Below are 25423 nucleotides of genomic sequence, written 5' to 3' on the forward strand. Positions count from 1 at the left end.
TCATGACCCAGCACAGTCGCGACCTGTCGCGCCGCCGGTTGCTCTTCGGTGGAGCCGCAGTAGGCGCTGCCACCCTGCTCACCGCCTGCACCAGCAACGAGACCCCGGCCGCCAGCACCCAGACCAAGGCCGCCGGCAACAGCGAAGGCAACAACGCCCCGGGCAAGAAGGTCGTCATCGGCTTCTCCGCCCCGGCCGCCGACCACGGCTGGATGGGCGCGATCCACGCCAACGCCAAGGCGCAGGCCGCCGCCTACTCGGACGTGGAGTTCAAGGAGGTCGACGGCGGGTCGAACTCCGAGGCCCAGCGTTCCACGCTCGGCACGCTGATCGCCCAGAAGCCGGACATCATCGTCGTGCTGCCGCACGACGGCAAGGAGGTCAACGCCGTTGCCCTCCAGGCGATGCAGGCGGGCATCCCGATCGTCAACCTCGACCGGGCGTTCCCCGACGCGCTGGCCTCGCGGCTGGTCATCAAGGGTGACAACTACGGCATGGGCGTCTCGGCCGGGCACTTCATCGGCAAGATGCTCAAGGACAAGGGCGTCAGCAACCCGGTCATCGGTGAGATCGCCGGTCTGGAGATCCCGCTGACCGTCGAGCGCACCGCCGGCTTCAACGCCGCCCTGGCGACCTACGGGTTCAAGGTGAGCAACCGGCGCTCGGCCGAGTTCACCTCGGACAGCGGCCAGCGCGAGGCGTCCCAGCTGCTCCAGGCGCTGCCGAAGATCGACGCTATCTGGAACCACGACGACGACCAGGGCATCGGTGTGCTCGCGGCCATCAAGCAGGCCAACCGGTCGGAGTTCTTCATGGTCGGCGGCGCGGGCTCGAAGCTCGCCATCGACGCCATCAAGGCCGACAACACCGTGCTCAAGGCCACCGTCACCTACAACCCGTCGATGGCCTCGTCGGCGGTCTCGCTCGCGCGGCTCATCGCGCAGGGTCGGGGCCTGGGCGACCTGACGGAGCTGCAGGTTCCGAAGGAAATCACGCTGGCCTCGGAGACGATCACCAAGGAGAACGCGAGCAGCTACGACAAGCTCGGGTTCTGACATACGGGGGGAGACCCACCTTGTCCACGACAGACAGAGAACTGCGGGTCGGCATGGTCGGCTACGCGTTCATGGGCGCCGCGCACTCACAGGCGTGGCGCACCGTGAACCGCGTGTTCGACCTGCCGGCGCGGGCCCGGATGGCGTTGATCTGCGGCCGAGACACAGCGAAGGTGGCCGATGCCGCCGACCGGCTCGGCTGGGACGCGTACACCACCGACTGGCGTGACCTGATCAACCGGGACGACATCGACGTCGTCGACATCTGCACCCCGGGCGACAGTCACGCCGAGATCGCTCTCGCCGCGTTGGCCGCAGGCAAGCACGTCCTGTGCGAGAAGCCGTTGGCCAACACGGTGGAGGAGGCACGGGCGATGACCGCCGCGGCGGACGTCGCCCGGGCCGCCGGAGCGCGGTCGATGTGCGGGTTCAACTACCGCCGGGTCCCCGCGGTCACGATGATGCGCCAGTTGGTCGCCGACGGACGGCTCGGGGTGATTCGACACGTCCGTGCGACGTACCTGCAGGACTGGATCGTGGACCCGCAGTTCCCGCTGGTCTGGCGGTTGCAGAAGGACAGGGCGGGCTCGGGCGCGCTCGGTGACATCGGGGCGCACATCATCGACCTGACCCAGTACGTCACGGGTCAGCGGATCAGCGGCGTCAGCGCGGTCACCGAGACCTTCGTCAAGGAGCGGCCGTTGCCGGCCGAGTCGAGCGGTCTCGCGGCCACTGTGGACGGCCAGACGGCCCCCACCGGGACGGTCACCGTCGACGACGCCGCTGTCTTCGTGGCGCGGCTCGACGGTGGCGCCCTGGCCACGTACGAGGCGAGCCGGTTCGCGACCGGCCGTAAGAACGGGCTGCGGGTCGAGATCAACGGCTCGTTGGGCAGCGTGGTCTTCGACCTGGAGCGGCTCAACGAGCTGGAGTTCTACGACGCCACCAGGCCCACCGCGGAGCAGGGTTTCAGCCGCATCCTGGTGACCGAGGGCGAGCACCCGTACATGTCGGCGTGGTGGCCCCCGGGCCACATCATCGGCTACGAGCACTCGTTCACGCACGAGATGCGCGACTTCATCGAGGCGGTCGCCACCGGTGTCGACCCGACTCCCTCCTTCGCCGACGCGTTGCAGGTCCAGCTGGTGCTGGACGCGGTGGCGCGCTCGGCGGAGCTCGGCTCCTCCTGGGCCGAGGTGGCACCGACGCTGACCGCGGCGGGCGTCTGACAACTGACCATCCGCGATGGCGGTGAACGCGCCGCCATCGCCCGACCGGCTTTCCGACGCCGACCGGCGAGGGACCAGCCACGGATTGCGCCCCGTGGCCGGGACAGAGGTCGGCATCGGAGAGCGTGCAGCCGGGCCGTACGGCCCGGTGGCGCACGAGCAGGACGGTCGTCCGGTGCGACCGGACCGGGATTCCCCGGCCGCACCGGAGGACCGCCACCACCGGTGAAGATCCGGAGGACCTGATGAGACCGCCCGCCGCTACCCCCGCCCCTACCGCACCCGCTCGCCGTTTCCCGGCGGGTCGTGGTTCGGTCGGTGTTCCGGTGGACGCGGCGGCCTGAGACGCCGGCCGGGGCATGCCAACGCCCCGACCGGTCGGATGCGGGGGAGGCAGGGTCGAGACGCCGACCCGACCCTGCCTACCAGCCCCGTCTGCTCGCACCCGCCGGGACCGGTCCGGCGTCGTCGCCGCCGACGCCGACGTCGGAAGCCGGTGCTCTTTCCGGTGGGGGCGGGCGGACGGGGCCCATCCACTCGCTGTTCGGAAATCCGGGCCGTATCTTTCCGAAACATATTCTGATATTCCTATATTTAGCGGTACCGACGGTTCCTCGTGGACGGGGAAGGAGCACCATGCGAACAGGTGTCTGGCTGGTAGGAGCGCGCGGGTCCGTCGCGACCACCAGCATCGTCGGGGGGCTCGCGCTGCGGGCCGGCCTGGCCGGGCCGACCGGCTGCGTCACCGAGCTGCCCGAGCTGCGCGGCCCGGCCCTGCCGGCCTTCGCCGACCTCGTCTTCGGCGGGCACGACCTGGCCACCACCCCGCTGTGCAAACGTGCCGAGGCCCTCGCAGACGCCGGTGTCATCCCCTGGCGGTTGGTCGCCGCGCTCCGCGACGAGCTGGCCGTGGTCGACCAGGAGCTGCGCCCCGCACCGGCCGGCGCCACCCAGGCCGATCGGGCCGCCGCCGTGGTCCGCGATCTCACCAGCTTCCGCGAGCGGCACGAACTGGACCGGGTGGTGGTGGTCAACGTCTCCGCCACCGAGCCGTCCCCTCGACCGCACCCCGGGCACGCCGACCCGACCGCGCTGCGCGCCGCCCTCGACGGGCCGGACGAAGTGCTGCCGGTCAGCTCCCTCTACGGCTACGCCGCGCTGCTGGCCGGCTGCCCGTACGTCGACTTCACCCCGTCCACCGGGCTGCGGCTGCCGGCGCTGGCCGCGCTCGCCGAGGAGGCCCGACTGCCGTACGCCGGGCACGACGGCAAGACCGGGGAGACCCTGGTCAAGTCGGTGCTCGCGCCGATGTTCGCGATGCGCAACCTGGCCGTGGGCTCCTGGTCGGGGGTCAACCTGCTCGGCGGTGGCGACGGCGCCACCCTCGCCGACCCGGCCGCCAACGCGGCGAAGGTGCAGAGCAAACAGCGGGTGCTCGGCGAGACGTTGGGCTACGTCCCGCAGGGCGGCACCCGCATCGAGTACGTCGAGGAGCTGGGCGACTTCAAGACCGCCTGGGATCTGATCACGTTCAGCGGTTTCCTCGGCACCGGCATGCGGATGGAGTTCACCTGGCACGGCTGCGACTCCGCGCTGGCCGCGCCGCTGGTGCTCGACCTGGCCCGACTCACCGCCGCCGCGCACGCCGCCGGGCAGGTGGGGCCGCTGGCCGACCTGGGCTTCTTCTTCAAGGACCCGCTGGGCACGCCCACCCACTCGCTGGGCGAACAGTGGGCCCGGCTGACCGCCTTCACCCGGCAACTGCACGACAGCGCAGGCGGTGCCCATGGCCACGCTGGCTGACCTCGCTGAGCTGGTCCGGGCGCCGGCCGCGCTCTCGGTGCCCGGTGACGTGATCGCCGGGGCCGCGGCGGCCGGCGCGTTGAGCCCGCGTACCCCGGCCCTGGCCGGCGCGTCCGTGCTGCTCTACTGGGCCGGCATGGCCGCCAACGACTGGGCCGACCGGCGGCTGGACGCCGAGGAGCGGCCCGAGCGGCCGATTCCGAGCGGGCGGGTCACCCCGGCCGCCGCGGTCGGTCTCGCGGCGGGCCTCACCGCCGCCGGCGTGGGCCTGGCCGCCGCCGTGGGCGGTCGCCGCGCCGCCGCGCTCGCCGTGCCGCTGGCCGCCACCATCTGGGGGTACGACCTGCTGGCCAAGAACACCGCAGCCGGTCCGGCCGTGATGGCCGCCTGCCGGGGGCTGGACGTGCTGCTCGGCGCGTCCGGCGGTCGAATGACCCGGGCGTTGCCGGCGGCGGCGACCGTCGCCGCGCACACCTGGACGGTCACCGCGCTGTCCCGCCGGGAGGTCACCGGCGCCGACGCCACCCTGCCGATGCGCACCCTCGCCGGCACCGCGCTGGTCGCCGCGAGTGCCGCCGTGCCGGGCGGCCGACGCGCAGCCGGCCGAACGGCGAACCAGACCGGGGTCAGCGATCGGACCGTCGACGGGGTTGGCCCGCGCGCCGGTCGGAGCCGGTCGGCCACGATCGCGGCGGTGCTGCCCGCAGTGCTGGCCGGTTGGTACGCCGCCCGGTACGGCGCGGCCCAGGCCGAGGTCGTCCGGGACCCGTCGGCCGGTCGGGTCCGCGCCGCCGTCGGCGCCGGGATCACCGGGTTGCCGGCCCTCCAGGGTGCCCTCACCGCACGCGGTGGAGCAGGTCTGCTCGGGGTGGCCGTCGCGGCGGCCGCGCCACTGGGTCGACGGTTGGCCCGGAAGGTCTCCCCGACATGAGCGTCCCCGAGCCCCGGCCCGGTGCGCCGGCCGCCGACGCCACCACGCTGCGCCTCGGGTACGGCACGAACGGTTTCGCCAACCACCGGCTCGACGACGCGCTCGCCGTCATCGCCGAGCTCGGCTACGACGGGGTGGCCCTCACCCTGGACCACGACCATCTGGACCCGTTCGCGCCCGGGCTCACCCGCCGGGTCGCCGCCGTCGGTCGACGGTTGGAGTCACTGGGGCTGTCGGTGGTCATCGAGACCGGGGCCCGCTACCTGCTCGACCCGTGGCAGAAGCACGCCCCGACGTTGCTGCACGACGACCCGACCCGGCGGATCGAGTTCCTGCGCCGGGCCGTGCGGATCGGCGCCGACCTGGGCGCGGACGCCGTCTCGTTCTGGGCCGGTGTCCGACCCGAGGCGGTGTCACCCCAGTGCGCCTGGGACCGGCTGGTGGCCGGCTGCGCCACAGTGGTCGACGCGGCCGACGCCGCCGGCGTCACCGTCGGCTTCGAACCGGAGCCGGGCATGCTGGTGCAGGACATCGCCGACTGGCGTCGGCTGCACGCCGCCCTCGACAACCCGGCCCGCTTCGGCATCACCCTCGACATCGGCCACTGCCGGTGCCTGGAACCGTGGCCGGTGCCGCAGTGCGTCGCCGAGGTGGCCGACCACCTGGTCAACGTGCAGATCGACGACATGCGCCGGGGCGTGCACGAGCACCTGGAGTTCGGCGTCGGCGAGATCGACTTCCCGCCGGTGCTGGCCGCGCTGCGCGACGCCGGTTACCGCGGCCTGGTCGCCGTCGAGCTGCCCCGGGACTCGCACGCCGCGCCCGCCGTGGCCGCCCGGTCGATCGAGTTCCTGCGTGCCGCCGCCGCGACGGCCACCTTTGACCACCCTGCCAACACCCTTTGCTCTGCACCCGCCGATGCGACACCTGCGACAGAGGCCCCGGCGCATATATAGGTGCAGAGCAAAGGGTGGCGGGCGGGCCTGGAGCAGCAAGAGGGAGGAGACGGGATGACACCGGATTCACTACGGGCCGCGCTGGGAGGCGTACCCGATCCCGATTGGCTGGACACGGCGCTGCGCCGGGTCACGACCGAGCCCACCGCGATCACCCGGCTCTTCCCCACCGTCGGCCGACGCTGCGGCCGGGCCGCGCTGCCCGACGCCCCCGGCTGGACCGCCGACGACGCGGCCCGGGTGCTGCTGCTCACCAGCCTGCCCGGCGAGCACGCGGAGTACGCCGAGCGCCTCTACCAGCACGGTGACGCAGCCGAGCGACGAGCCGTGCTGCGGGCCCTGCCGCTGCTGCCGATCGGGGCCGCCGCAGTTCCGCTGCTGCACGACGCGATCCGGACCAACGACACCCGGCTGGTCGCCGCCGCGCTCGGCCCCTACGCCCGCCACCTCGACGCGGCCGCCTGGCGACAGGCGGTGCTCAAGTGCGTGTTCAGCGGCGTGCCCCTCGCCGCCGTGGCCGACCTGGACACCCGGGCCGACGGCGAGCTGGCCGCGATGCTGGCCGCGCTCGCCGCCGAACGGCACGCCGCCGGCCGGGACCTGCCCGCCGACGCCACCGACCTGCTCCACCGGCTCACCGCCGCACTGCCCCGGGAGGCGTGAATGCGCATCTTCGACCCCCACATCCACATGACCTCACGCACCACCGACGACTACGAACGGATGGCCGCCGCCGGCGTGCGGGCGGTGGTGGAGCCGGCGTTCTGGCTGGGTCAACCGCGCACCAGCGCCGCCTCGTTCACCGACTATTTCGACTCGCTGATCGGGTGGGAGCCGTTCCGGGCCGGGCAGTTCGGGGTGCGCCACTTCGCCACCATCGCGCTCAACCCGAAGGAGGCCAACGACCCCCGCTGCCGTCCGGTCCTCGACCTGCTGCCCCGCTACCTGGACAAGGACGCGGTGGTCGCGGTCGGCGAGATCGGGTACGACTCGATGACGCCCGAGGAGGACGAGGCGTTCGCGGCGCAGCTCGCCCTCGCGGTGGCGTACGAGCTGCCGGCACTGGTGCACACCCCGCACCGCGACAAGGCGCGCGGCTGCGAACGGACCCTCGCCGTGGTCGCCGAGTCCGGCATCGACGCCGGTCGCGTGGTGGTCGACCACCTCAACGAGGTGACCGTCAAGCTGGTCCGCGACAGCGGCTGCTGGCTGGGCTTCTCCATCTACCCGGACACCAAGATGACGCCGCAGCGGATGGTGGAGCTGCTGCGCGAGTACGGCACGGAACGGATGCTGGTCAACTCGGCGGCCGACTGGGGGCGCTCCGACCCGCTGCTGACCCGGGCCACCGGCGAGGCGATGCTGCTGGCCGGCTTCAGCGACGACGACGTCGACAAGGTGCTGTGGCGAAACCCGGTGGAGTTCTACGGGCAGTCGGGGCGGCTCGACCTCAGCGACCTGGACGTCGCCGCCGCGGTCGACCCGCAGACCGGCAACTCGATCCTGCGCGGCGGCAGCTGATGCGGCTGCGACATGCCGGCGGGGAAACCGTCCACCTCGGCTACTGCACCAACGTGCACCCCGCCGAGGACCTCGCCGGCATCCTCGGTCAACTGGACACCTACGCGGTGCCGGTCCGCGAGGCGCTCGGCAGCGACCTGCTCGGGCTCGGCCTGTGGTTGGCCGCCCCGGTCGCCGCCGAACTGGCCGCCGACCCGGCGCTACGCCGCCGGTTGCGCACCGAGCTGGACGCGCGCGGGCTGGAGGTGGTCACCCTCAACGGCTTCCCGTACGCGGCCTTCCAGGCGCCGGTGGTCAAGCAGGACGTGTACCACCCGGACTGGACCACCGAGCAGCGCCTGACGTACACCCTCGACCTGGCCCGGGTCCTCGCCGACCTGCTGCCCGACGACGCCGCCCGGGGTTCGATCTCCACCCTGCCGTTGGCCTGGCGTCAACCGTGGGACACCGGCCGGGCCGACACGGCCCGACGTCGGCTGGACCAACTGGCCGCCGGCCTGGCCACGGTGCAGCGGGACACCGGCCGTGAGGTGCGCATCGCCTTCGAGCCGGAGCCCGGCTGTGTCGTGGAGAGCAGCGCTCAAGCTGCCGCGTTGCTGTCCGGGATGGACACCGATCGGCTGGGCGTCTGCCTCGACCTGGCCCACCTGGCCTGCGCCTGGGAGGAGCCGGCCGAGGCGCTGCACCGACTGCGGGCGGCCGGACTACCCGTGGTGAAGGTGCAGGTGTCGGCCGCCGTCGAGGCCGCCGACCCGGAGGGTGGGGCCGAGGCGTTGCGCCGCTGGGTGGAGCCCCGCTTCCTGCACCAGACCCGGGGCGCCGGTTGCGCGGGTCTGGCCGACCCGGCCGACCCGGCGTACGCGGCCGACGACCTGGACGAGGCGTTGGAGCGGGCGCTACCCGGCCCGTGGCGGGTGCACTACCACGTGCCCCTGCACGCCCCACCCGAGGAGCCGCTCGGCTCGACCCTGCCGGTGCTTCGTGCAGCCCTGAGAGCGCTCTTCGAGGGTCCGACCGCCGGCTGTGACCACCTCGACGTCGAGACGTACACCTGGGGGGTGCTGCCGGCCGCACGACGGCCCGGCACCGACGCGGAGCTGGCCGCCGGCATCGCCGCGGAGCTGGCGTTCGCCCGCGACGAACTGGTCGGCCTCGGCCTGACCACAGAGCGATCCGTGAGTATGGGAGTGACGCGATGAGCCGGCGACTGGTGGTCCTCGACGTGGTGGGGTTGACGCCCCGACTGCTGGCGCACATGCCGCGACTGCGGGGGGTCGCCGACGGCGGCTTCCGGGCCGAGCTGGGCACCGTGCTGCCCGCGGTGACCTGCTCGGTGCAGTCCACCTTCCTCACCGGCGAGCCGCCCAGCGGGCACGGAATCGTCGGCAACGGGTGGTATTTCCGGGAGCTGGGCGAGGTGTTGCTGTGGCGGCAGCACAACGCGCTGGTCGGCGGGGACAAGCTCTGGCAGGCAGCCCGGCGGGCCGAGCCCGGCTACACCGTGGCCAACGTCTGCTGGTGGTACGCCATGGGCGCGGACGTGAACTGGACGGTGACGCCCCGCCCGGTCTACTACGCCGACGGGCGCAAGGAGCCGGACTGCTACACCGACCCGCCGGAGCTGCACGACGCGCTCACCGGCCGGCTGGGCACGTTCCCGCTCTTCACCTACTGGGGGCCGACGGCCGCGCTGCCGTCGTCGCGGTGGATCTGCCAGGCGGCCGAGCAGATCCTCGCCGACGTGTCACCCGACCTGACCCTGGTCTACGTGCCGCACCTGGACTACGACCTGCAACGCTTCGGCCCATCGTCGGCCCAGGCCGCGGCGGCGGCGGCCGAGCTGGACGCGGTGCTCGGCCCGCTCCTGGACGCTGCCCGCGCGCGGGACGCCACAGTGGTGGTGCTGTCGGAGTACGGCATCACCGACGTGTCCCGCCCGGTGGACGTCAACCGGCTGCTGCGCGCCGAAGGGCTGTTACGGGTGCACACCCAGGCGGGCATGGAGTACCTCGATCCGTGGACGTCGAAGGCGTTCGCGGTCGCCGACCACCAGGTCGCGCACGTCTACGTCAAGGACCCGGCCGATGTGCCGGCGGTGGCGAAGCTGTGCGCCAACCTGCCCGGGGTGGCCGAGGTGCTCGACGCCGACGGCAAGGCCGCACACGGGCTGGACCATCCGCGCGCCGGTGAGCTGGTGCTGGTGGCCGAGCCGGATGCCTGGTTCACGTACTACTACTGGTTGGACGACGACCGGGCACCGGACTTCGCCCGGCTCGTGGAGATTCACCGGAAGCCGGGTTACGACCCGGCCGAGCTGTTCTTCGACCCGGCGAACCCCGGTGCCGCGAAGGCTCGGGCGGGGGTCGCGTTGGCCCGCAAGAAGCTCGGCATGCGCTACCTGATGAGCGCGGTCGGCCTGGACGCCGGCGCGCGGGCGGTGCGGGGCTCGCACGGGCGGCTGCCGGACGACCCGGCGGACGCCCCGGTGCTGCTCTGCTCCGATCCGTCGGCGGCCCGGGACAGGATCGCGGCCACCGAGGTCAAGGCACTGCTACTGGACCTGGCCGGATTAGGCGTTGACGGCACGAGCGGTTCGGGGACGCGGACATGACGGTCACCGTTGCGCCCACCGATGCCAGCGGGCTGCGGGCGCGCTTCGACGCGGAGCTGGCCGGGTTCCTCGAACGGCAGGGCCCGGACTGGCCCGACGGCGCGCCGCGTGGCGTGTTCACCGCCCTGCAACGGTTCGTCCTGGCCGGTGGCAAGCGGTTGCGGCCGCTCTTCTGCTACTGGGGCTGGCGCGGCGCGGGGGCGGCTGACGCCACCCCGATCGTGGTGGCCGCGGCGGCGCTGGAGCTGTTCCACGCGTTCGCGCTGATCCACGACGACATCCTGGACGGCAGCGACCGCCGCCGGGGTGAGCCGTCGGTGCACCGGCTCTTCGCCGACCTGCACGCCCGTTCGTCCTGGCGTGGTGACCCCGAGGCGTACGGCCGCAACACCGCGCTGCTCTGCGGGGACCTCTGCGCCGCCTGGTCGGATCAGATGTTCCACGAGTGCGGGTTGAGCACCGAGCAGGTGCACCGGGGATACGGCGTGTTCGCGCTGATGCGTACCGAGGTGATCGCGGGGGAGTACCTGGACCTGGTCTCGGGTGTGGGGGACGGCTCGGTGGCCAGCGCGCTCACCGTGATCCGGATGAAGGCCGCCCGGTACACGGTCACCCGGCCGTTGCAGATCGGCGCGGCTCTGGCCGGCGCGGGGCCGGAGCTGATCGCCGCGCTGGGCGAGTTCGGTGACCCGCTGGGTGACGCGTTCCAGCTCCGCGACGATGTCCTGGGCGTGTTCGGTGACCCGGCGGTCACCGGGAAGTCGGTCCTGGACGACCTGCGCGAGGGCAAGCCGACGGTCATGATGGCGCTGGCCCGCAGCGCCGCCGACCGGCCGCAGACCCTCCGGCTGCGGGAGCTGTTCGGCAACCCGGCGTTGGACGCCGGGGGTGCGGCGGAGTTGCGCGACATCATCGAGGCGACCGGCGCGCGGGAGCGGATCGAGCAGATGATCCGGGTTCGGACCGAGGCGGCGCTCTCGGCGCTGCGGAGCGCCGTGGTCGCCGACGAGGCCCGCGCGGCGCTGGTCGCGCTGGCCGGTCAGGCGATCGACCGACGCGCCTGATCGGCAACTTTCGACAAAATCGACGAAAGTTGATGCTGAATCGCCGGAAGGCATAGACACATCCACATGTGCGACTTAGTGTCGTGACCAACACGACAATGTTTCGTCGAGGTGAACCGGCGGCGCGGTAACCCATCGACCCCCCACCACCGCTACGGCATCCGGCGCGACGGCGCGCGCCCGGCCTGGCAGTCACTCGTCAGGAAGGGGCAGCACAGATGTCCATGAAGGATGTTCCCAGACAACGGTCCCGACGATGGTTCTCCGCCGGATCGGCACTGCTGCTGGCGGTCGCCGCCGGCACTGTCGCACTCGCCGCCGGGTCGGCCCCCGCACAGGCGCACACCATCGTCGCCAGCGACTTCCAGCAGGTCGAGCTGGCCCGCGGCGTGACCGACATGGGTGAGCCGATGTCGCTGGCAGTGCTGCCGGACCGTTCCGTCCTGCACACCGCCCGCAACGGCACCCTGCGCCGCACCGACGCCAACGGCACCACCAGCGTGATCGGCACCCTGTCGGTCTACACCCACGACGAGGAGGGGCTGCAGGGCGTCGGAGTCGACCCGGGCTTCGCCAGCAACCGGTACATCTACCTCTACTACGCCCCGCCGCTCTCCACCCCCGGCGGTGACGCGCCGGCCACCGGCACCGACTTCTCGGCCTGGAACGGCGTCAACCGGCTCTCCCGGTTCACCCTCAACTCGGACTTCACGCTCAACCAGTCCAGCAAGATCGACGTGCTCGACGTGCCGGCCAACCGGGGCCTGTGCTGCCACGTCGGTGGGGACATCGACTTCGACGCCGCCGGCAACCTGTACCTGTCCACCGGTGACGACACCAACCCGTTCGAGTCGGCCGGCTACTCGCCGCTGGACGAGCGGACCAACCGCAACCCCGCGTACGACGCGCAGCGCAGCGCCGGCAACACCAACGACCTGCGCGGCAAGATCCTGCGGATCAAGGTGAACGCCAACGGCACGTACTCCATCCCGTCGGGCAACCTGTTCGCCCCCGGCACGGCCAAGACCCGGCCGGAGATCTACGCGATGGGGTTCCGCAACCCGTTCCGGATCAGCGTGGACAAGGCCACCGGGGTGGTCTACGTCGGTGACTACGGGCCGGACGCCGGCTCCACCAGCTCCACCCGAGGGCCGTCCGGCCAGGTGGAGTTCAACCGGGTCGCCGCGCCGGGCAACTACGGATGGCCGTACTGCACCGGCACCAACACCACCAGCGAGACGTACAACGAGTGGGACTTCGCGACCAACGCCAGCGGCGCGAAGTACAACTGCACCGGCGGGCCGACCAACAACTCGTTCCGCAACACCGGCCTGACCACCCTGCCGCCGGCCCAGCCGGCCTGGATCCGGTACGCCGGCGACGCCGGCACCCCGACCGAGTTCGGCGGCGGCTCCGAGTCGCCGATGGGCGGCCCGGTCTACCGGTACAACGCCTCGTCGACCTCCACCACCAAGTTCCCGCAGTCGTTCGACGGGCAGTTCTTCGCCACCGAGTTCGGCCGAGGCTGGATCAAGCCGATCCACGTCAACTCCGACGGCTCCCGGGGTGCCATCGACACGTTCCCCTGGGTCGGCAAGCAGGTGATGGACTCGGCCTTCGGCCCGGACGGCGCGTACTACGTGCTCGACTACGGCACCGGCTACTTCAACGGCGACGCCAACTCGGCGCTCTACCGCTTCGACTACGTCGGCGGCGGCAACCGGGCGCCCACCGCCGCGGCCAGCGCCAACCGCACGTCCGGGGCCGCCCCGCTCGCGGTCACCTTCTCCTCGGCCGGCTCGTCCGACCCCGAGGGCGGCGCGTTGACCTACTCGTGGGCCTTCGGTGACGGCACCACCTCGACCGCAGCCAACCCGACGAAGACGTACACCACCAACGGCACCTACACCGCCACGCTGACGGTGCGGGACCCGCAGGGTGCCACCGGCAGCAGCAGCGTGCAGATCAACGTCGGCAACACCGCGCCCACGGTCACGATCAACAACCCGGGCAACGGTCAGCTGTTCAGCTTCGGCGACACGGTGCCGTACAGCATCACGGTGACCGACCCGGAGGACGGCACCATCGACTGCACGAAGGTCAAGATGACCTACGTGCTCGGGCACGACCAGCACGGCCACCAGATCACCTCGAAGACCGGTTGCTCGGGCTCGATCACCATCCCGGTCGACGGTGAGCACGACGACGCGGCGAACATCTTCGCGATCTTCGACGCCGAGTACACCGACGCCGGTGGGCTGACCACGCACACCCAGCACACGCTGCCGCCACGGCACCGCCAGGCCGAGTTCTACGGCACCTCGTCGGGCATCAACGTGTTCAGCAAGACCCCGGCCGAGGGCGGCAAGACCGTCGGTGACATCCACAACGGCGACTGGATCGCGTTCCAGCCGTACCGGCTGGGCAACGTGACCTCGTTCAACGCCCGGGTCTCCTCGGCGGGTGCCGGTGGCACCCTCCAGGTCCGGGCCGGCTCGGCCACCGGCACGGTGCTCGGCTCGGCCACGGTCCCGGTGACCGGCGGCTGGGAAACCTTCACCACGGTCACCGGGACGATCACCAACCCGCCGACCGGCACGACCACGCTGTACCTGACCTTCGCCGGGTCGGGCACCGGGGCGCTCTACGACCTGGACGCCTTCACCTTCGTCACCGGGACGCAATCGGCCGGCGGGACTGGGCCGATCAAGGGCCTCGCCGGCAAGTGCCTGGACGTGCGGGGCGCCGCCACCGCCGACGGCACGCAGATCCAGATCTACACCTGCAACGGCAGCGCCGCGCAGACCTGGGCGGTCACCCCCAACTCCACGATCAAGTCGTTGGGCAAGTGCCTGGACGTCTCGGGTGCCGGCACCGCGGACGGCACCAAGATCCAGCTCTACACCTGCAACGGGACCGCCGCGCAGAACTGGTCCGCCCAGGCCGACGGCACACTGCGCAGCCCGGCGTCCGGCAAGTGCCTCGACGTCTCCGGCAACAACTCCGCCGACAGCACCGTGGTCCACCTGTGGACCTGTGTCAGCGGCGCCGCCAACCAAAAGTGGACCCTGCCCTGAGCTGGCGGGAGGGGCCCTTCGACAACGCCTAGTGTGGGGCGAGGGGCCCCTCCTAACCGCAATTAGGAGAGCGATATGCGCAGACGCCTGCGACCCGTCCTCGGTGCGGCAATGGCCGCACTCGCCGTCATCGCCTGCACCACCCCCGCCACCCCGGCCAGCGCCGCCGACGCCCCGTACGACGTGCTGGTCTTCTCCAAGACCGCTGGTTTCCGGCACGACGCGATCCCGGTCGGCATCCAGACCATCCGCGACCTGGGCGCGGCGAACAACTTCACCGTCACCGCGACCGAGGACGCCGCCGCGTTCACCACGAGCAACCTCGCCCAGTACGAGGCGGTCGTCTTCCTCAACACCACCGGCGACGTGCTCAACGCCAGCCAGCAGACCGCCTTCGAGTCGTACATCGGCTCCGGCCGCGGCTACGTGGGTGTGCACGCCGCAGCCGACACCGAGTACGACTGGCCGTTCTACGGCAACCTGGTGGGCGCGTGGTTCGCCTCGCACCCGGCCATCCAGCAGGCCAACATGAAGGTGGAGGACCGGGGCCACGCGGCGACCGGGCATCTGCCGCAGACCTGGACCCGCACCGACGAGTGGTACAACTACCGCACCAACGCCCGGTCGACCGCCCACGTGCTGGCCACCCTTGACGAGTCGTCGTACTCCGGCGGCGGCATGGGCGCCGACCACCCGCTGAGCTGGTGCAAGAGCTACAGCGGCGGCCGGTCCTTCTACACCGGCGCGGGGCACACCCAGGCGTCGTACGCGGAGTCGAACTTCCGGAACCACCTGCTCGGCGGCATCCGGTACGCCTCCGGTCGGAGCAAGGCCGACTGCCGGCCCGAGACCGGCTACACCCCGTTGTTCAACGGCTCGACGGCCGGTTGGTCACAGGCCGGCCCGGGCAGCTTCACCAACTCCGACGCCACCCTGACCTCGGTCGGCGGCATGGGGCTCTACTGGTACAACGCCAAGCAGTTCACCAACTACTCGTTGAAGCTGGACTGGAAGCTGGCCGGTGACGACAACTCCGGCATCTTCATCGGGTTCCCACCGTCGAGTGACCCGTGGTCGGCGGTGGACAACGGTTACGAGATCCAGATCGACGCCACCGACGCGACGGATCGCACCACCGGCGCGGTCTACACCTTCAAGTCCGCCGACATCGCCGCCCGCGACGCGGCCCTGAACGCGCCGGGGGAGTGGAACACGTACGAGTTGCTGGTCGAGGGCGAGCGACTGCAGATCTTCCTGAACGGGGTGAAGATCAACGACTTCACCAACACCGACCCGGTCCGCTCGCTGGCCGGCCACATCGGCATCCAGAACCACGGCACCGGTGACGACGCCTTCTTCCGCAACATCCGGATCAAGGAGTTGGGCACCACGCCGCCGCCGACCGGCAACACCACGATCCAGGCCGAGACGTTCAGCTCGGCCAACGGCGTCTCCGCGTTCACCAAGGCGGGTGCCAACGGTGGGCAGACCATCGGTTACATCGACCCGGGGGACTGGGCCGCGTACAACGGCGTCAACCTGACCGGGGTCACCTCGTTCACCTCCCGGGTCGTCTCCGGCGGCGCGGGTGGCACCATCCAGGTGCGCACCGGTTCGGCCACCGGCCCGGTGCTCGGCTCGGTCGCCGTGCCCAACACCGGCAGTTGGACGACCTTCGCCAACGTCACCACGGCGCTGTCCAACGTCCCGTCGGGCACCCAGAACCTCTACCTCACCTTCACCGGTAGCGGCACCGGGCTCTTTGACGTGGACGACTTCACCCTGGTCAAGGGGAGTGGCGGCAGCACCGGGGTCGGCCCGGTCAAGGGTCTCGCCGGCAAGTGCCTGGACGTGCGCAACGGTGCCACCGCCGACGGCACCCAGATCCAGATCTACACCTGCAACAGCAGCGCGGCCCAGACCTGGACGGTGACGCCGAACTCGACGATCAAGGCGCTCGGCAAGTGCCTGGACGTCAACGGCAGCGGCACCGCCAACGGCACCAAGATCCAGCTCTGGACCTGCAACGGCAGCGGCGCGCAGAACTGGGCGGCCCAGTCCGACGGCACCCTGCGCAACCCGTCGTCGGGCAAGTGCCTGGACGTCTCCGGCAACAACTCCGCCGACAGCACCATCGTGCACCTCTGGACCTGCCTCAACGCGGCCAACCAGAAGTGGATCCTGCCCTGATCGACTGACCCGGAGGGGCCACGGCTCACCCCGTCGGCCCCTCCAGCACCCGGCCCGAGCGCCGACGAAGCCCGGCCGGCGTGCCCGACGGTCGTCGCGACGGCGCGGGGAGGCGGTGTCCCTCACGAGCGTGATGCCTCTGAGTCATCAAGATGACTCAGAGGCATCACGCTCGCACTGATTCGCCCGCCGCACTGATTCGCCCGCCGCACTGATTCGCCCGCCGCACTGATTCGCCCGCCGCCCCGCGGACGCCCACGGACCGGCTCACAGCCGACTGCCGTACCTTGACCTGCATGGGGCGGTTCGCGCAGTGGCGCGGGAGGGTGCTCGCGCAGGGGCACCGGCTGGGTGATGCGCTGCGCCGGCCCGGCGAGCCGGACGACCCGTCGCCGGCGCCCAGCTTGAACCGCCTGGACGCATTGGTGGAGGGCTTCACCGCCGGCCAACCGGTGCGGTGGAGCATGGCCGGGCAACCCCGGCCGCTGCCCGGCCCGGTCGACGTGGTGGCGTACCGGATCATCGAGGAAGCGCTGACCAACGCCTGCCGGCACGCGCCGGGCGCTCCGGTCGGAGTCCGCCTGCGCTACGACGCCGCGGGCATCACCATCGAGGTCCGCGACGAGGGCGCCGGTCCCGCTCCGGAAGGCGGCGGCACCCAGGCCGGCGGCCAAGGTCTGCTCGGGGTACGCAGGCGCGCCGAGCGGCTCGGCGGCACGTTCTCGGCCGGCCCGCGTGCCGGTGGTGGCTTCACCGTGCGGGCTGTCCTGCCCGCGCCCGAGGAAATGGTCGAATGATCGGCCGACCGCGGGGCTTCCCCGATGGGGTAGTGCGGAAATAGGCTGGGGTCGGCGACCGTGCTGGTGGCCGGTGACCCGGTGGGAGGCGCAACCCGCCGGGCTCAGGTGTGCTCCGCACCCACCGGTGACCGCCCGAGCGCCGCGTACGTCCGGTCACCCCTCGCCCCGGTCCGCACATGGAATCCCCATCACAACAGGGGAGAAGGACAATGGCGCGACCCATCACGCTCTTCACCGGCCAGTGGGCCGACCTTCCGTTCGAGGAGGTCTGCCGGCTCGCCTCCGAGTGGGGCTACGACGGTCTGGAGATCGCCTGCTGGGGCGACCACTTCGAGGTCGACAAGGCGCTCGCCGACGACTCGTACGTCGAGCGCAAGCGGGAGACTCTCGCGAAGCACAACCTTGAGGTCTTCACGATCTCCAACCACCTCGTTGGTCAGGCGGTCTGTGACCACCCGATCGACGAGCGGCACCAGGACATCCTGCCCGGCCGCATCTGGGGCGACGGGGAGCCCGAGGGGGTTCGTCAGCGGGCCGCCGAGGAGATCAAGGACACCGCGCGGGCGGCGGCGAAGCTCGGGGTGAAGACGGTCGTCGGCTTCACCGGTTCGTCGATCTGGCACACCCTCGCGATGTTCCCGCCGGTGCCGCCGGCGATGATCGAGCGCGGCTACCAGGACTTCGCCGACCGGTGGAACCCCATCCTCGACGTGTTCGACGAGGTGGGGGTGCGGTTCGCGCACGAGGTGCACCCGAGTGAGATCGCGTACGACTACTGGACGACGAAGCGGACGCTGGAGGCGATCGGCAACCGGCCCGCGTTCGGGCTGAACTGGGACCCGTCGCACTTCGTCTGGCAGGAGCTGGACCCGGTGAACTTCATCTTCGACTTCGCCGACCGGATCTACCACGTGGACTGCAAGGACGCGAAGGTGCGTACCGGCGATGGCCGGCGCGGTCGCCTCGCCTCGCACCTGCCCTGGGCCGACCTGCGGCGCGGGTGGGACTTCGTCTCCACCGGCCACGGCGACGTGCCCTGGGAGGACTGCTTCCGCGCGTTGAACGCGATCGGCTACACCGGCCCGATCTCGGTCGAGTGGGAAGACGCGGGGATGGACCGGCTGGTTGGCGCCCCGGAGGCGTTGCAGTTCGTCCGCCGGCTCGCCTTCGACGCACCGAGCGCCGCCTTCGACGCGGCGTTCAGCAGCAAGGACTGACCGCACCTCGGACAGACCACGGGCCGGTCGCCCTGCGGCGACCGGCCCGTGTACGTGCGTTGGTCAGAGCGTGCTGGCGTTCGTGCCCGAGCCGGACGGCTTGGTGCGGGGGTTGGTGGACGACGGCGACCCGGAGGTCGTGCCGACCGTGCTGGTGCCCGCCTTGGCGCCCACGGTGGCGGGCGTGCCGGCGAACGCGTCGTCGGCGGCGGTCAGCTCCTGCTTGCCGGTGCTGCCGTTGCCGGTGCCCAGCTTCTCGCCCAGTTTGGTCTGGCCGAGCTTGTCCTTGCCCTCGCTGTAGAGCTTGTTGGCCTGGGCCTGCGCGACCCCGGCCGCCTCCTGGACGGTCGGGTGGTCGAGCACCTTGCGGCCCCGGACCACGAGCTCTTCGTACTTTTCCCGGCCGGCACGGGCGCCCAGGACGAATCCCGCAGCCAGCCCGCCAAGAAACATGATCTTTCCGCGCATGGCGGCTCCTTCCGTACCTGACGCGCCGTCACCCCCGGCGAGTTGCCTCGTCGGAAGGCGACCTGTTCGCGCCTGCGTCCTCTGTCCGCAGCTAACTACCCATCCTGCTCTCCGCTCAAGCATGCTTGTGCCGGGATGGCGATTTACCCCTATTGTCCATGCGGCGGCGGGGAGGGAACCCACTGGACCGCCACCGGGGGATGTCCTGTACTCTTGTCCCGTCGCACGGCGTCGGGGAGATCCGAAGTCGCGCGGAGCACGATCCCCTGTAGCTCAATTGGCAGAGCAGCCGGCTGTTAACCGGCAGGTTATTGGTTCGAGTCCAATCGGGGGAGCTTCTCCACCCAACGCCCGTCGGCCTGAAGCCCCCGGGCGCTCGTCGGACCCCCTGTCTGATCCGCCCGACCCCCGCCCTCCGGCCAGGGCGGGATGCCGGATTTGCACTGTCTCGGGAGGTTTCGGCGGCAGGATGGGCGATGTTGACTCGCGTTTGGAGCGCGTCGACTGACGCGTCGATCCTTGGGGTGAGTGCGGATGTCCGGACGAGGCGGCAGGGCCACGCTGATCGCGGTGGCGGTCGTGCTGGTCTGGTTGGTGATCGGCGGCGTGGCCGGCCCGTACGCGGGGCGCCTGAGCGAGGTCGCCACCAACGACAACGCGGCCTTCCTGCCCACCGACGCCGAGGCGACCCGCGCCCAGGACCTCGCCGGCGAGTTCGTCGACCGGCAGACCATCCCGGCTCTGGTCGTCTACGAGCGGCCCACCGGAATCACCGACGCCGACCGGCAACGGGTCAGCGCCGACGCCGCCCGGTTCGCCCAGATCCCCGGCGTGGTCACCCCACTGCCCTCGCCCATCCCGAGCAAGGACGGCCAGGCACTCCAGGTCGTCGTACCGGTCGACGACGCCGAGGGTGAGGAGATCGGCCAGATCGTCGAGCAACTGCGCGACATCACCGGAGGCGACCGGGACGGCCTCACCGTGGACGTCTCCGGCCCGGCCGGCCTGCTCGCCGACCTGATCAAGGTTTTCTCCGCCATCGACGGGCCACTGCTGCTGGTCACGCTGGTCGTGGTGCTGGTCATCCTGCTGATCGTCTACCGCAGCCCCGTCCTCTGGATCTTCCCGCTGCTCGCCGCCGGGATGTCGTACGCCCTCGCCTCGGTCTTCGTCTACCTGCTCGCCGACGCGGACGTGGTCAAGCTCAACGGGCAGGCCCAGGGCATCCTCACCGTGCTGGTCTTCGGCGCCGGCACCGACTACGCGCTGCTGTTGATCGCCCGCTACCGAGAGGAGCTGCACCGGCACGACCGCCCGTGGGACGCCATGAAGACCGCCTGGAAGGGCGCCGCGCCGGCCATCATCGCGTCCGGCGGCACGGTCATCGTCAGTCTGCTCTGCCTGCTGCTGTCCAGCCTCAACTCCAACCGGGCGCTCGGCCCGGTCGCCGCCATCGGCATCGCCGCCACCCTGCTGGTGATGCTCACCTTCCTCCCCGCACTGCTGGTGCTCGGCGGACGGTGGGCGTTCTGGCCCCGACGGCCGCGAGCCGACCAGGCCGACCCGCGGGCCGAACACGGCATCTGGGCTCGCATCGCCGGCTTCGTCGCCCGGCACGCCCGCCCGATCTGGTTGAGCACAGCGGTCGTGCTGGCCCTGCTGACGCTCGGCCTCACCCAGCTCGGCGCCACCACCCTCGGCCAGTCCGACCTCTTCACCCAGCGCACCGACTCGGTCGACGGCCAGGAGGTGATCTCCCGGCACTACCCGGCCGGCACCGGTAGCCCGGCCACCATCTTCACCACGGAGCAGACCGCCCGACAGGTCGCCCAGGTGGCGAAGGACGTGCCCGGCGTCGCCGACGTCCGCCCCCTCACCGCCGGCCCGCAGACCGGCCCACCCGAGGAGAACGCCGCCCCGAAGGTCGTCGACGGGCGGGTGCAGCTGGAAGCCACCCTGACCGACCCACCCGACAGCGACGGCGCCGAGCGGACCATCCGCGAGCTGCGGGTGGCCGTACACCAGGTGCCCGGCGCGGACGCGGTGGTCGGCGGCTTCACCGCGATCAACGTGGACACCTCGGACGCCGCGAAACGCGACCAGAACGTCATCATCCCGGTGGTGCTGGTGGTCATCGCGGTGATCCTGGCCCTGCTGCTGCGCGCGCTGCTCGCCCCACTGCTGCTGATCGCCACCGTGCTGCTCAGCTTCGCCGCGACCCTCGGCCTCTGCGCACTGCTGTTCCGCCACGTCTTCGACTTCCCCGGCGTGGACTCGGCGTTCCCGCTGTTCGCATTCGTCTTCCTGGTCGCGCTCGGCATCGACTACAACATCTTCCTGATGAGCCGCGTCCGCGAGGAATCGGTCAAGCGCGGCACCCGCGCCGGGGTGCTCTCCGGCCTCGCCGTCACCGGCGGGGTGATCACCTCCGCCGGCATCGTGCTCGCCGCGACCTTCTCCGCCCTCGCCGTCCTACCACTGGTGGTGCTCGTCGAGTTGGGTACCGCGGTCGCCATCGGGGTACTGATCGACACCATCATCGTCCGGTCGCTGCTGGTGCCCGCACTCGCGTACGACATCGGGCCGAAGATCTGGTGGCCGGGCCGGTTGTCCCGGGCGAACGGTGAGCGGGAGGCGCGCGGTGCTGGCTGAAACCGATGTGGTCATCGTCGGCGGCGGCCTGGCCGGCCTCGCCGCCGCCCGCCGGCTGCACCGCGCCGGCGTGCCCTGGCGGCTGGTGGAGGCCGAGGGTCGACTCGGCGGCCGGGTCGCCACCGACGTGGTCGACGGTCACCTCATCGACCGGGGCTTCCAGGTGCTCAACACCGCCTACCCCCGGCTCGGCACACTGCTCGACACCGACCGCCTCAACCTCGGCTACTTCACGTCCGGCGTGCTGGTCCGTAAAGGCGACAACCTGCTACGGCTGGTCAACCCGCTGCGCGAACCGACCGGCGGGCCCGGCACCGCGCTCGCCGGCGTCGGCTCCCTGCTCGACCGGTTGCGCTTCGCCGCGCTCGCCACCGGCTGCGCCACCCTGCCCACGTCCCGGTTGCTCGCCGCGCCGGAAACCAGCACCGAGACGGCGTTGCGTCGCGCCGGCCTCTCCGACGCGATCATCGAGGAGTTGCTGCGACCGTTCCTCTCCGGTGTGTTCGTCGACCGGGAACTGTCCACCTCCAGTCGCGTACTGGCGATGGTGCTGCGTTCGTTCGCCCGCGGCCGGATCGGCCTGCCCGCCGAAGGCATGGCCGCGCTGCCCCTGGCCATCGCCGCACCGCTGCCGGCCGACCTGCTCGACCTGGACACCCCGGTCGCGGCCGTCACCCCGGGCCGGGTCCGCACCCAGGCCGGCGAGATCCGCTGCCGGGCCGTCGTGGTCGCCGTCGACCCACCCGCCGCGTCCGCGCTGCTGCCGGCCCTGGCGACGGTACGCATGCACAGCTACACCACCTACTACCACAGCGCGCCCGAGCCGCCGCTCACCGAACCGATCCTGCTCGTCGACGGCGACCGACGCGAACTCGTCGCCAACACGGTGGTGCTCAGCAACGCCGCACCTTCCTACGCACCTGCCGGACGGCACCTGATCGCCACCTCGGTGGTCGGCCCGACGGCCCCACCCGAGCCGACCATCCGGGCCGAGTTGACCCGTCTGTACGGCCGCTCCACCGCCGACTGGACCCACCTCACCACCGTGGCCATCCCCGACGCGCTACCCGCCGCGCCGCCGCCACAGGGGCAGCTGCGCAAGCCGGTGGCGTTGGGGGAGGGCCTTTTCGTGGCCGGTGACCACCAGGACAGCCCATCGATCCAGGGCGCCCTCACCAGCGGCTGGCGCGCCGCCGGCGCGGTGCTGGACGAGCTGCGCGCCGGCTGACAGGCGTACCCGAGCACGCTGTTATATTCCTGTAGCCCATCGTGCTGGCACAGGCGTGGGCACCGGCCGGCTCGGTGCTGGCTGCTGATCGCCGAGCGGGATAAGATCCGGCGCGGTGTTCGGGGCGGTAGCTCAGCCGGTTAGAGCAGGGGACTCATAATCCCTCGGTCGCGGGTTCGAGTCCCGCCCGCCCCACCAACCGTTTTACCTGGTCAGCCATGCTGCTGGCGATCCGGACTGAGCGCGTCAAGGCCCGGACTAACGTCCTCAGTCCGCACTGAGTCCGCAGCAGCACGACCCGCCGCCCGGTCGGCGGGCTGGATCACCCCATCAGGCACCGCAAGGGCTGCCAGTCTCCTCCGACCAGGCCATGATGGAGCGCACCCTAGGACGAACGACCTGGGCCGGCTCAGAGGAGACTGGTTGGTCGGTGACTGCCCGGCAAAAGATCCACTCCGTCCGCGTACAGTTGTATCCGTGAAGGCTCAAGACGTCGTCCCTCTACTGCGGACTTTGCGCGAGGAATGCGTGGCGTTGCCGTTGCTGTCGGTTTCGTCGGCGCAGTTTTCGGCTTGGGAGACCAAGCTTCGGTCCGTATTGATCAAAGCCTTGGGCGAAACCCATCACATCACCTCCTCTTTCCAAAAGGTCAGCTGGACGCCTTGGTTCGAGCCCGCTCCTCGAGAGGACATGGTGAAGACCTTTGAGCGGGCAAGGTCGATATCAATCGGTCTTGTTGATGCCGCGATCTTTGAGCTAGAGCATCTAGCGGCTGTGACAGACGTTGTAGCGGATGCAGGCTTCGATCCCGAGCTTTGGGCCTACGTTGGCGGCCATGTGGTCGCAGAGGAGTGGGCCACGGTCGCAAGTCAGACCGCCATTTTTACAGAGGATCGGATTCGGAAGTGGGCAGGGCGGAAAGCTGAGGAGATTGGTGAAAGGCTGATGACCGCAGTTTTCGGCGACGGTGGTGATTATCGGCTTGGCTTGACGCAGGGTGAGAAACAGGGCTGGCATCGCCTTGCGATGGGATTATCCATGGCTCTCAGAAACGCCGATGCACATCGAATCCAGAGTCGCGCAGACCACAAGCTTTATGCGATGGGGGTTGTCGGCGCAAGCAGTCTACTGCTGACCCAGATGCGATTTGAGCATGCGAACCGGTTCCACGACATGTCACCGGCGGGACTCTCAGAATTTGGTGTTCCCACAGGGACGTAGCGGCACGGGCCCAAAGAGGTATCGGGTGGAACGGTCCGCACAGTGAACCGCTATCGGCTCGCCGTGCACCAGACCCCTTCTTGTCCGCTAGCCATTGAAAACAGCTAACCCGCTCAGGACGTGTCGTTAGGCCTCGTCGGAATCCGATGTTGATGAGGCGAACGCCTTCCCCTGGGTGACGCCCAAGCCGGCACGGTATAGTGCTGGAATTTTGTAGTTCCCGCCGACCTTTTCCAAAAAGCCGATCTGCGTTAGGTAAGTAATGTTGTTCTGCGAGTACTCTTCCCCCATTCTTTCCTGCAAGGAATCGATATTGTGCTCCGCCTTGCCGTAGCGGAAGTAATCGATCAGGTGGGCCTTGGCCCCGGCCTCTGCAATTAGGGTGTCTTCTACTCGCTGTTCACTAAGCGCATCAAGCCCCGCTTTCACCGCCTCAGACGTGATTAGGGCGGTGCCTTTTTCGAAGTCTTTCGGATACCTCTCCTCGTACCGTAGCTGAGCTTCCCTGGCTTTCCGGGCAAGGTCAATTAGATTACGGGGCGGCTTAACGTTGTTGCCGTCGCGCACGCGGAGGATCATCCAAGTCCATGTCGTTGGCTTCCGGTTGCCGTGATCGACTTTCTCTGGGAATAAAGTGTAGAAGACTTCCTCCGGGGAGGAGTCTTCGTTGAGCCCGACGTCACGAAGGAACTCGTGATTTTCCTTTACTCGATTTTGTAGCAAGCTGAAGAGGTCGTCATTGTCCCACATAATGTCAACTTTCCGGTCATTGACGTGGGTTAGGTTAACAAATCCACCGACCGTGATTCTGCGGAATAGGTCTCGGCGAACGAATAACTTAAGTCTGATCCGGCCGAACTCCTTCATGTCAAGATATGATCGGAAGAGTGCGCGCAGCGCCGACCTTTCAAGATCGATATTCCCTTGGAACGCTTCGTCGAGCCGGTCGACGGCGAGCCACATTGTAATATCGCATTGGTCAAGAATTCGGTTGAGTAAGCGAAGCGCGTCGTCATGTCGAACTATTGGTTTTTCGTCCGCCCCACGTTGCCTGTCTTCTAGTTCGACTCTGCCCGTGAGTGATGGAAGTCCCTCCGGCGTAATCTCTATGCCAGCTTCCGCTGCCTTCACTTGTCGTCGAGGGTGCAGGAACCTGACTACCCGCTCCCATGCGCTAGGTGCAGAATCATCGTGTGAGCGAAGTTGCGCCTCTTTAAGGATGGTTTCCAGGCGGCGCATATCGTCCGTGTAGTCGCCTTCGGCCAGTTGAAGAATCCAGTTCCCTGCTAAGGGACGTCTCGTAACTGGGTGAAGGCGTTGCCCGGGGCCCGGCCGGTGGTCAGCCGGCGAGGATGATGTTGTGGAGGTTGGCGATGCCGGAAGCGGCATCGGCCAATGTA

At 70.1% G+C, this 25423-nt stretch carries 19 protein-coding genes and 2 tRNA genes; 19 read left to right on the forward strand and 2 right to left on the reverse strand.

Annotation, left to right across the window (positions count from 1 at the left end; genetic code table 11):
* Positions 1-2 precede the first annotated feature (2 nt).
* From V6U86_RS31000 to V6U86_RS31065, 14 genes are all read left to right on the forward strand, one after another.
* Positions 3-1055, forward strand: a complete 1053-nt coding sequence (locus V6U86_RS31000; protein WP_334509606.1) for a substrate-binding domain-containing protein — start codon at positions 3-5, stop codon at positions 1053-1055.
* Between the two features lie 53 nt (positions 1056-1108).
* The gene (locus V6U86_RS31005) at positions 1109-2284 is read left to right on the forward strand and encodes a Gfo/Idh/MocA family protein (protein WP_442935035.1); all 1176 of its coding nucleotides are present in this window, start codon (positions 1109-1111) and stop codon (positions 2282-2284) included.
* Between the two features lie 636 nt (positions 2285-2920).
* The gene (locus V6U86_RS31010) at positions 2921-4087 is read left to right on the forward strand and encodes an inositol-3-phosphate synthase (RefSeq protein WP_334509610.1); all 1167 of its coding nucleotides are present in this window, start codon (positions 2921-2923) and stop codon (positions 4085-4087) included.
* Entirely contained in the window at positions 4071-5018 is a 948-nt protein-coding gene (locus tag V6U86_RS31015) for an SCO3242 family prenyltransferase (protein ID WP_334509611.1), read from the forward strand. The genes V6U86_RS31010 and V6U86_RS31015 overlap by 17 nt, the downstream gene beginning before the upstream one ends.
* Complete coding sequence (locus V6U86_RS31020) at positions 5015-5974, forward strand: sugar phosphate isomerase/epimerase family protein (RefSeq protein ID WP_334509613.1); 960 nt, start codon at positions 5015-5017, stop codon at positions 5972-5974. Before V6U86_RS31015 ends, V6U86_RS31020 begins: the two co-directional genes overlap by 4 nt.
* Positions 5975-6028: 54 nt before the next feature.
* On the forward strand, positions 6029-6637 hold the full coding sequence (locus tag V6U86_RS31025) for an EboA domain-containing protein (RefSeq protein WP_334509615.1): 609 nt from the start codon (positions 6029-6031) through the stop codon (positions 6635-6637).
* Entirely contained in the window at positions 6638-7495 is an 858-nt protein-coding gene (locus V6U86_RS31030; RefSeq protein WP_327034406.1) for a TatD family hydrolase, read from the forward strand.
* Positions 7495-8694, forward strand: coding sequence for a metabolite traffic protein EboE (gene eboE / locus V6U86_RS31035; protein ID WP_334509619.1), 1200 nt, complete (start codon positions 7495-7497; stop codon positions 8692-8694). The genes V6U86_RS31030 and eboE overlap by 1 nt, the downstream gene beginning before the upstream one ends.
* Positions 8691-10106 (forward strand): alkaline phosphatase family protein, encoded by a 1416-nt coding sequence (locus V6U86_RS31040; protein ID WP_334509621.1) that lies wholly within the window; start codon positions 8691-8693, stop codon positions 10104-10106. Before eboE ends, V6U86_RS31040 begins: the two co-directional genes overlap by 4 nt.
* Entirely contained in the window at positions 10103-11170 is a 1068-nt protein-coding gene (locus V6U86_RS31045) for a polyprenyl synthetase family protein (RefSeq protein WP_334509623.1), read from the forward strand. Before V6U86_RS31040 ends, V6U86_RS31045 begins: the two co-directional genes overlap by 4 nt.
* Positions 11171-11388: 218 nt before the next feature.
* On the forward strand, positions 11389-14247 hold the full coding sequence (locus V6U86_RS31050) for a PQQ-dependent sugar dehydrogenase (protein WP_334509624.1): 2859 nt from the start codon (positions 11389-11391) through the stop codon (positions 14245-14247).
* Positions 14248-14322: 75 nt separating this feature from the next.
* Positions 14323-16437 carry a ThuA domain-containing protein gene (locus tag V6U86_RS31055; protein ID WP_334509626.1) on the forward strand — a complete coding sequence of 705 codons (2115 nt, stop codon included), beginning with the start codon at positions 14323-14325 and terminating at the stop codon, positions 16435-16437.
* Between the two features lie 296 nt (positions 16438-16733).
* Positions 16734-17234, forward strand: a complete 501-nt coding sequence (locus tag V6U86_RS31060; RefSeq protein WP_334509628.1) for a sensor histidine kinase — start codon at positions 16734-16736, stop codon at positions 17232-17234.
* 212 nt (positions 17235-17446) lie between these two features.
* A complete protein-coding gene (locus V6U86_RS31065) occupies positions 17447-18454 on the forward strand; it encodes a sugar phosphate isomerase/epimerase family protein (protein ID WP_112623875.1) in 1008 nt (335 codons plus the stop codon).
* A 63-nt stretch (positions 18455-18517) separates the two neighbouring features.
* On the opposite strand, the gene V6U86_RS31070 is transcribed toward V6U86_RS31065, so the two are convergent.
* On the reverse strand, positions 18518-18922 hold the full coding sequence (locus V6U86_RS31070) for a hypothetical protein (RefSeq protein WP_334509634.1): 405 nt from the start codon (positions 18920-18922) through the stop codon (positions 18518-18520).
* A 262-nt stretch (positions 18923-19184) separates the two neighbouring features.
* Here V6U86_RS31070 and V6U86_RS31075 point away from each other — a divergent pair.
* The 5 genes from V6U86_RS31075 to V6U86_RS31095 all read left to right on the forward strand — a co-directional run bounded on the left by V6U86_RS31075 (position 19185) and on the right by V6U86_RS31095 (position 24023).
* Positions 19185-19257, forward strand: a tRNA-Asn gene (locus V6U86_RS31075).
* Positions 19258-19456: 199 nt separating this feature from the next.
* Positions 19457-21574, forward strand: a complete 2118-nt coding sequence (locus tag V6U86_RS31080; protein WP_334509637.1) for an MMPL family transporter — start codon at positions 19457-19459, stop codon at positions 21572-21574.
* Positions 21564-22802 carry an FAD-dependent oxidoreductase gene (locus tag V6U86_RS31085; protein WP_334509639.1) on the forward strand — a complete coding sequence of 413 codons (1239 nt, stop codon included), beginning with the start codon at positions 21564-21566 and terminating at the stop codon, positions 22800-22802. Before V6U86_RS31080 ends, V6U86_RS31085 begins: the two co-directional genes overlap by 11 nt.
* A 121-nt stretch (positions 22803-22923) precedes the next feature.
* A tRNA-Ile gene (locus V6U86_RS31090) sits at positions 22924-23000 on the forward strand.
* Between the two features lie 279 nt (positions 23001-23279).
* Entirely contained in the window at positions 23280-24023 is a 744-nt protein-coding gene (locus V6U86_RS31095; protein ID WP_334509641.1) for a TIGR02391 family protein, read from the forward strand.
* Positions 24024-24149: 126 nt separating this feature from the next.
* Here the strand turns inward: V6U86_RS31095 and V6U86_RS31100 are convergent.
* The coding region (locus V6U86_RS31100) for a P-loop ATPase, Sll1717 family (protein WP_334509643.1) at positions 24150-25423 on the reverse strand (1274 nt) is incomplete at its 5' end.

The organism is Micromonospora sp. CPCC 205558 (genome assembly GCF_036902955.1).
Taxonomy (GTDB): Bacteria; Actinomycetota; Actinomycetes; order Mycobacteriales; family Micromonosporaceae; genus Micromonospora.

Coding starts and splice junctions, on each gene's coding strand:
- V6U86_RS31020 (WP_334509613.1), top strand. CDS start 5,015: ATGAGCGTCCCCGAGCCCCGGCCCGGTGCGCCGGCCGCCGACGCCACC.
- V6U86_RS31025 (WP_334509615.1), top strand. CDS start 6,029: ATGACACCGGATTCACTACGGGCCGCGCTGGGAGGCGTACCCGATCCC.
- eboE (WP_334509619.1), top strand. CDS start 7,495: ATGCGGCTGCGACATGCCGGCGGGGAAACCGTCCACCTCGGCTACTGC.
- V6U86_RS31010 (WP_334509610.1), top strand. CDS start 2,921: ATGCGAACAGGTGTCTGGCTGGTAGGAGCGCGCGGGTCCGTCGCGACC.
- V6U86_RS31080 (WP_334509637.1), top strand. CDS start 19,457: ATGTCCGGACGAGGCGGCAGGGCCACGCTGATCGCGGTGGCGGTCGTG.
- V6U86_RS31040 (WP_334509621.1), top strand. CDS start 8,691: ATGAGCCGGCGACTGGTGGTCCTCGACGTGGTGGGGTTGACGCCCCGA.
- V6U86_RS31030 (WP_327034406.1), top strand. CDS start 6,638: ATGCGCATCTTCGACCCCCACATCCACATGACCTCACGCACCACCGAC.
- V6U86_RS31070 (WP_334509634.1), bottom strand. CDS start 18,922: ATGCGCGGAAAGATCATGTTTCTTGGCGGGCTGGCTGCGGGATTCGTC.
- V6U86_RS31050 (WP_334509624.1), top strand. CDS start 11,389: ATGTCCATGAAGGATGTTCCCAGACAACGGTCCCGACGATGGTTCTCC.
- V6U86_RS31065 (WP_112623875.1), top strand. CDS start 17,447: ATGGCGCGACCCATCACGCTCTTCACCGGCCAGTGGGCCGACCTTCCG.
- V6U86_RS31000 (WP_334509606.1), top strand. CDS start 3: ATGACCCAGCACAGTCGCGACCTGTCGCGCCGCCGGTTGCTCTTCGGT.
- V6U86_RS31045 (WP_334509623.1), top strand. CDS start 10,103: ATGACGGTCACCGTTGCGCCCACCGATGCCAGCGGGCTGCGGGCGCGC.
- V6U86_RS31015 (WP_334509611.1), top strand. CDS start 4,071: ATGGCCACGCTGGCTGACCTCGCTGAGCTGGTCCGGGCGCCGGCCGCG.
- V6U86_RS31055 (WP_334509626.1), top strand. CDS start 14,323: ATGCGCAGACGCCTGCGACCCGTCCTCGGTGCGGCAATGGCCGCACTC.
- V6U86_RS31005 (WP_442935035.1), top strand. CDS start 1,109: ATGGTCGGCTACGCGTTCATGGGCGCCGCGCACTCACAGGCGTGGCGC.
- V6U86_RS31060 (WP_334509628.1), top strand. CDS start 16,734: ATGGGGCGGTTCGCGCAGTGGCGCGGGAGGGTGCTCGCGCAGGGGCAC.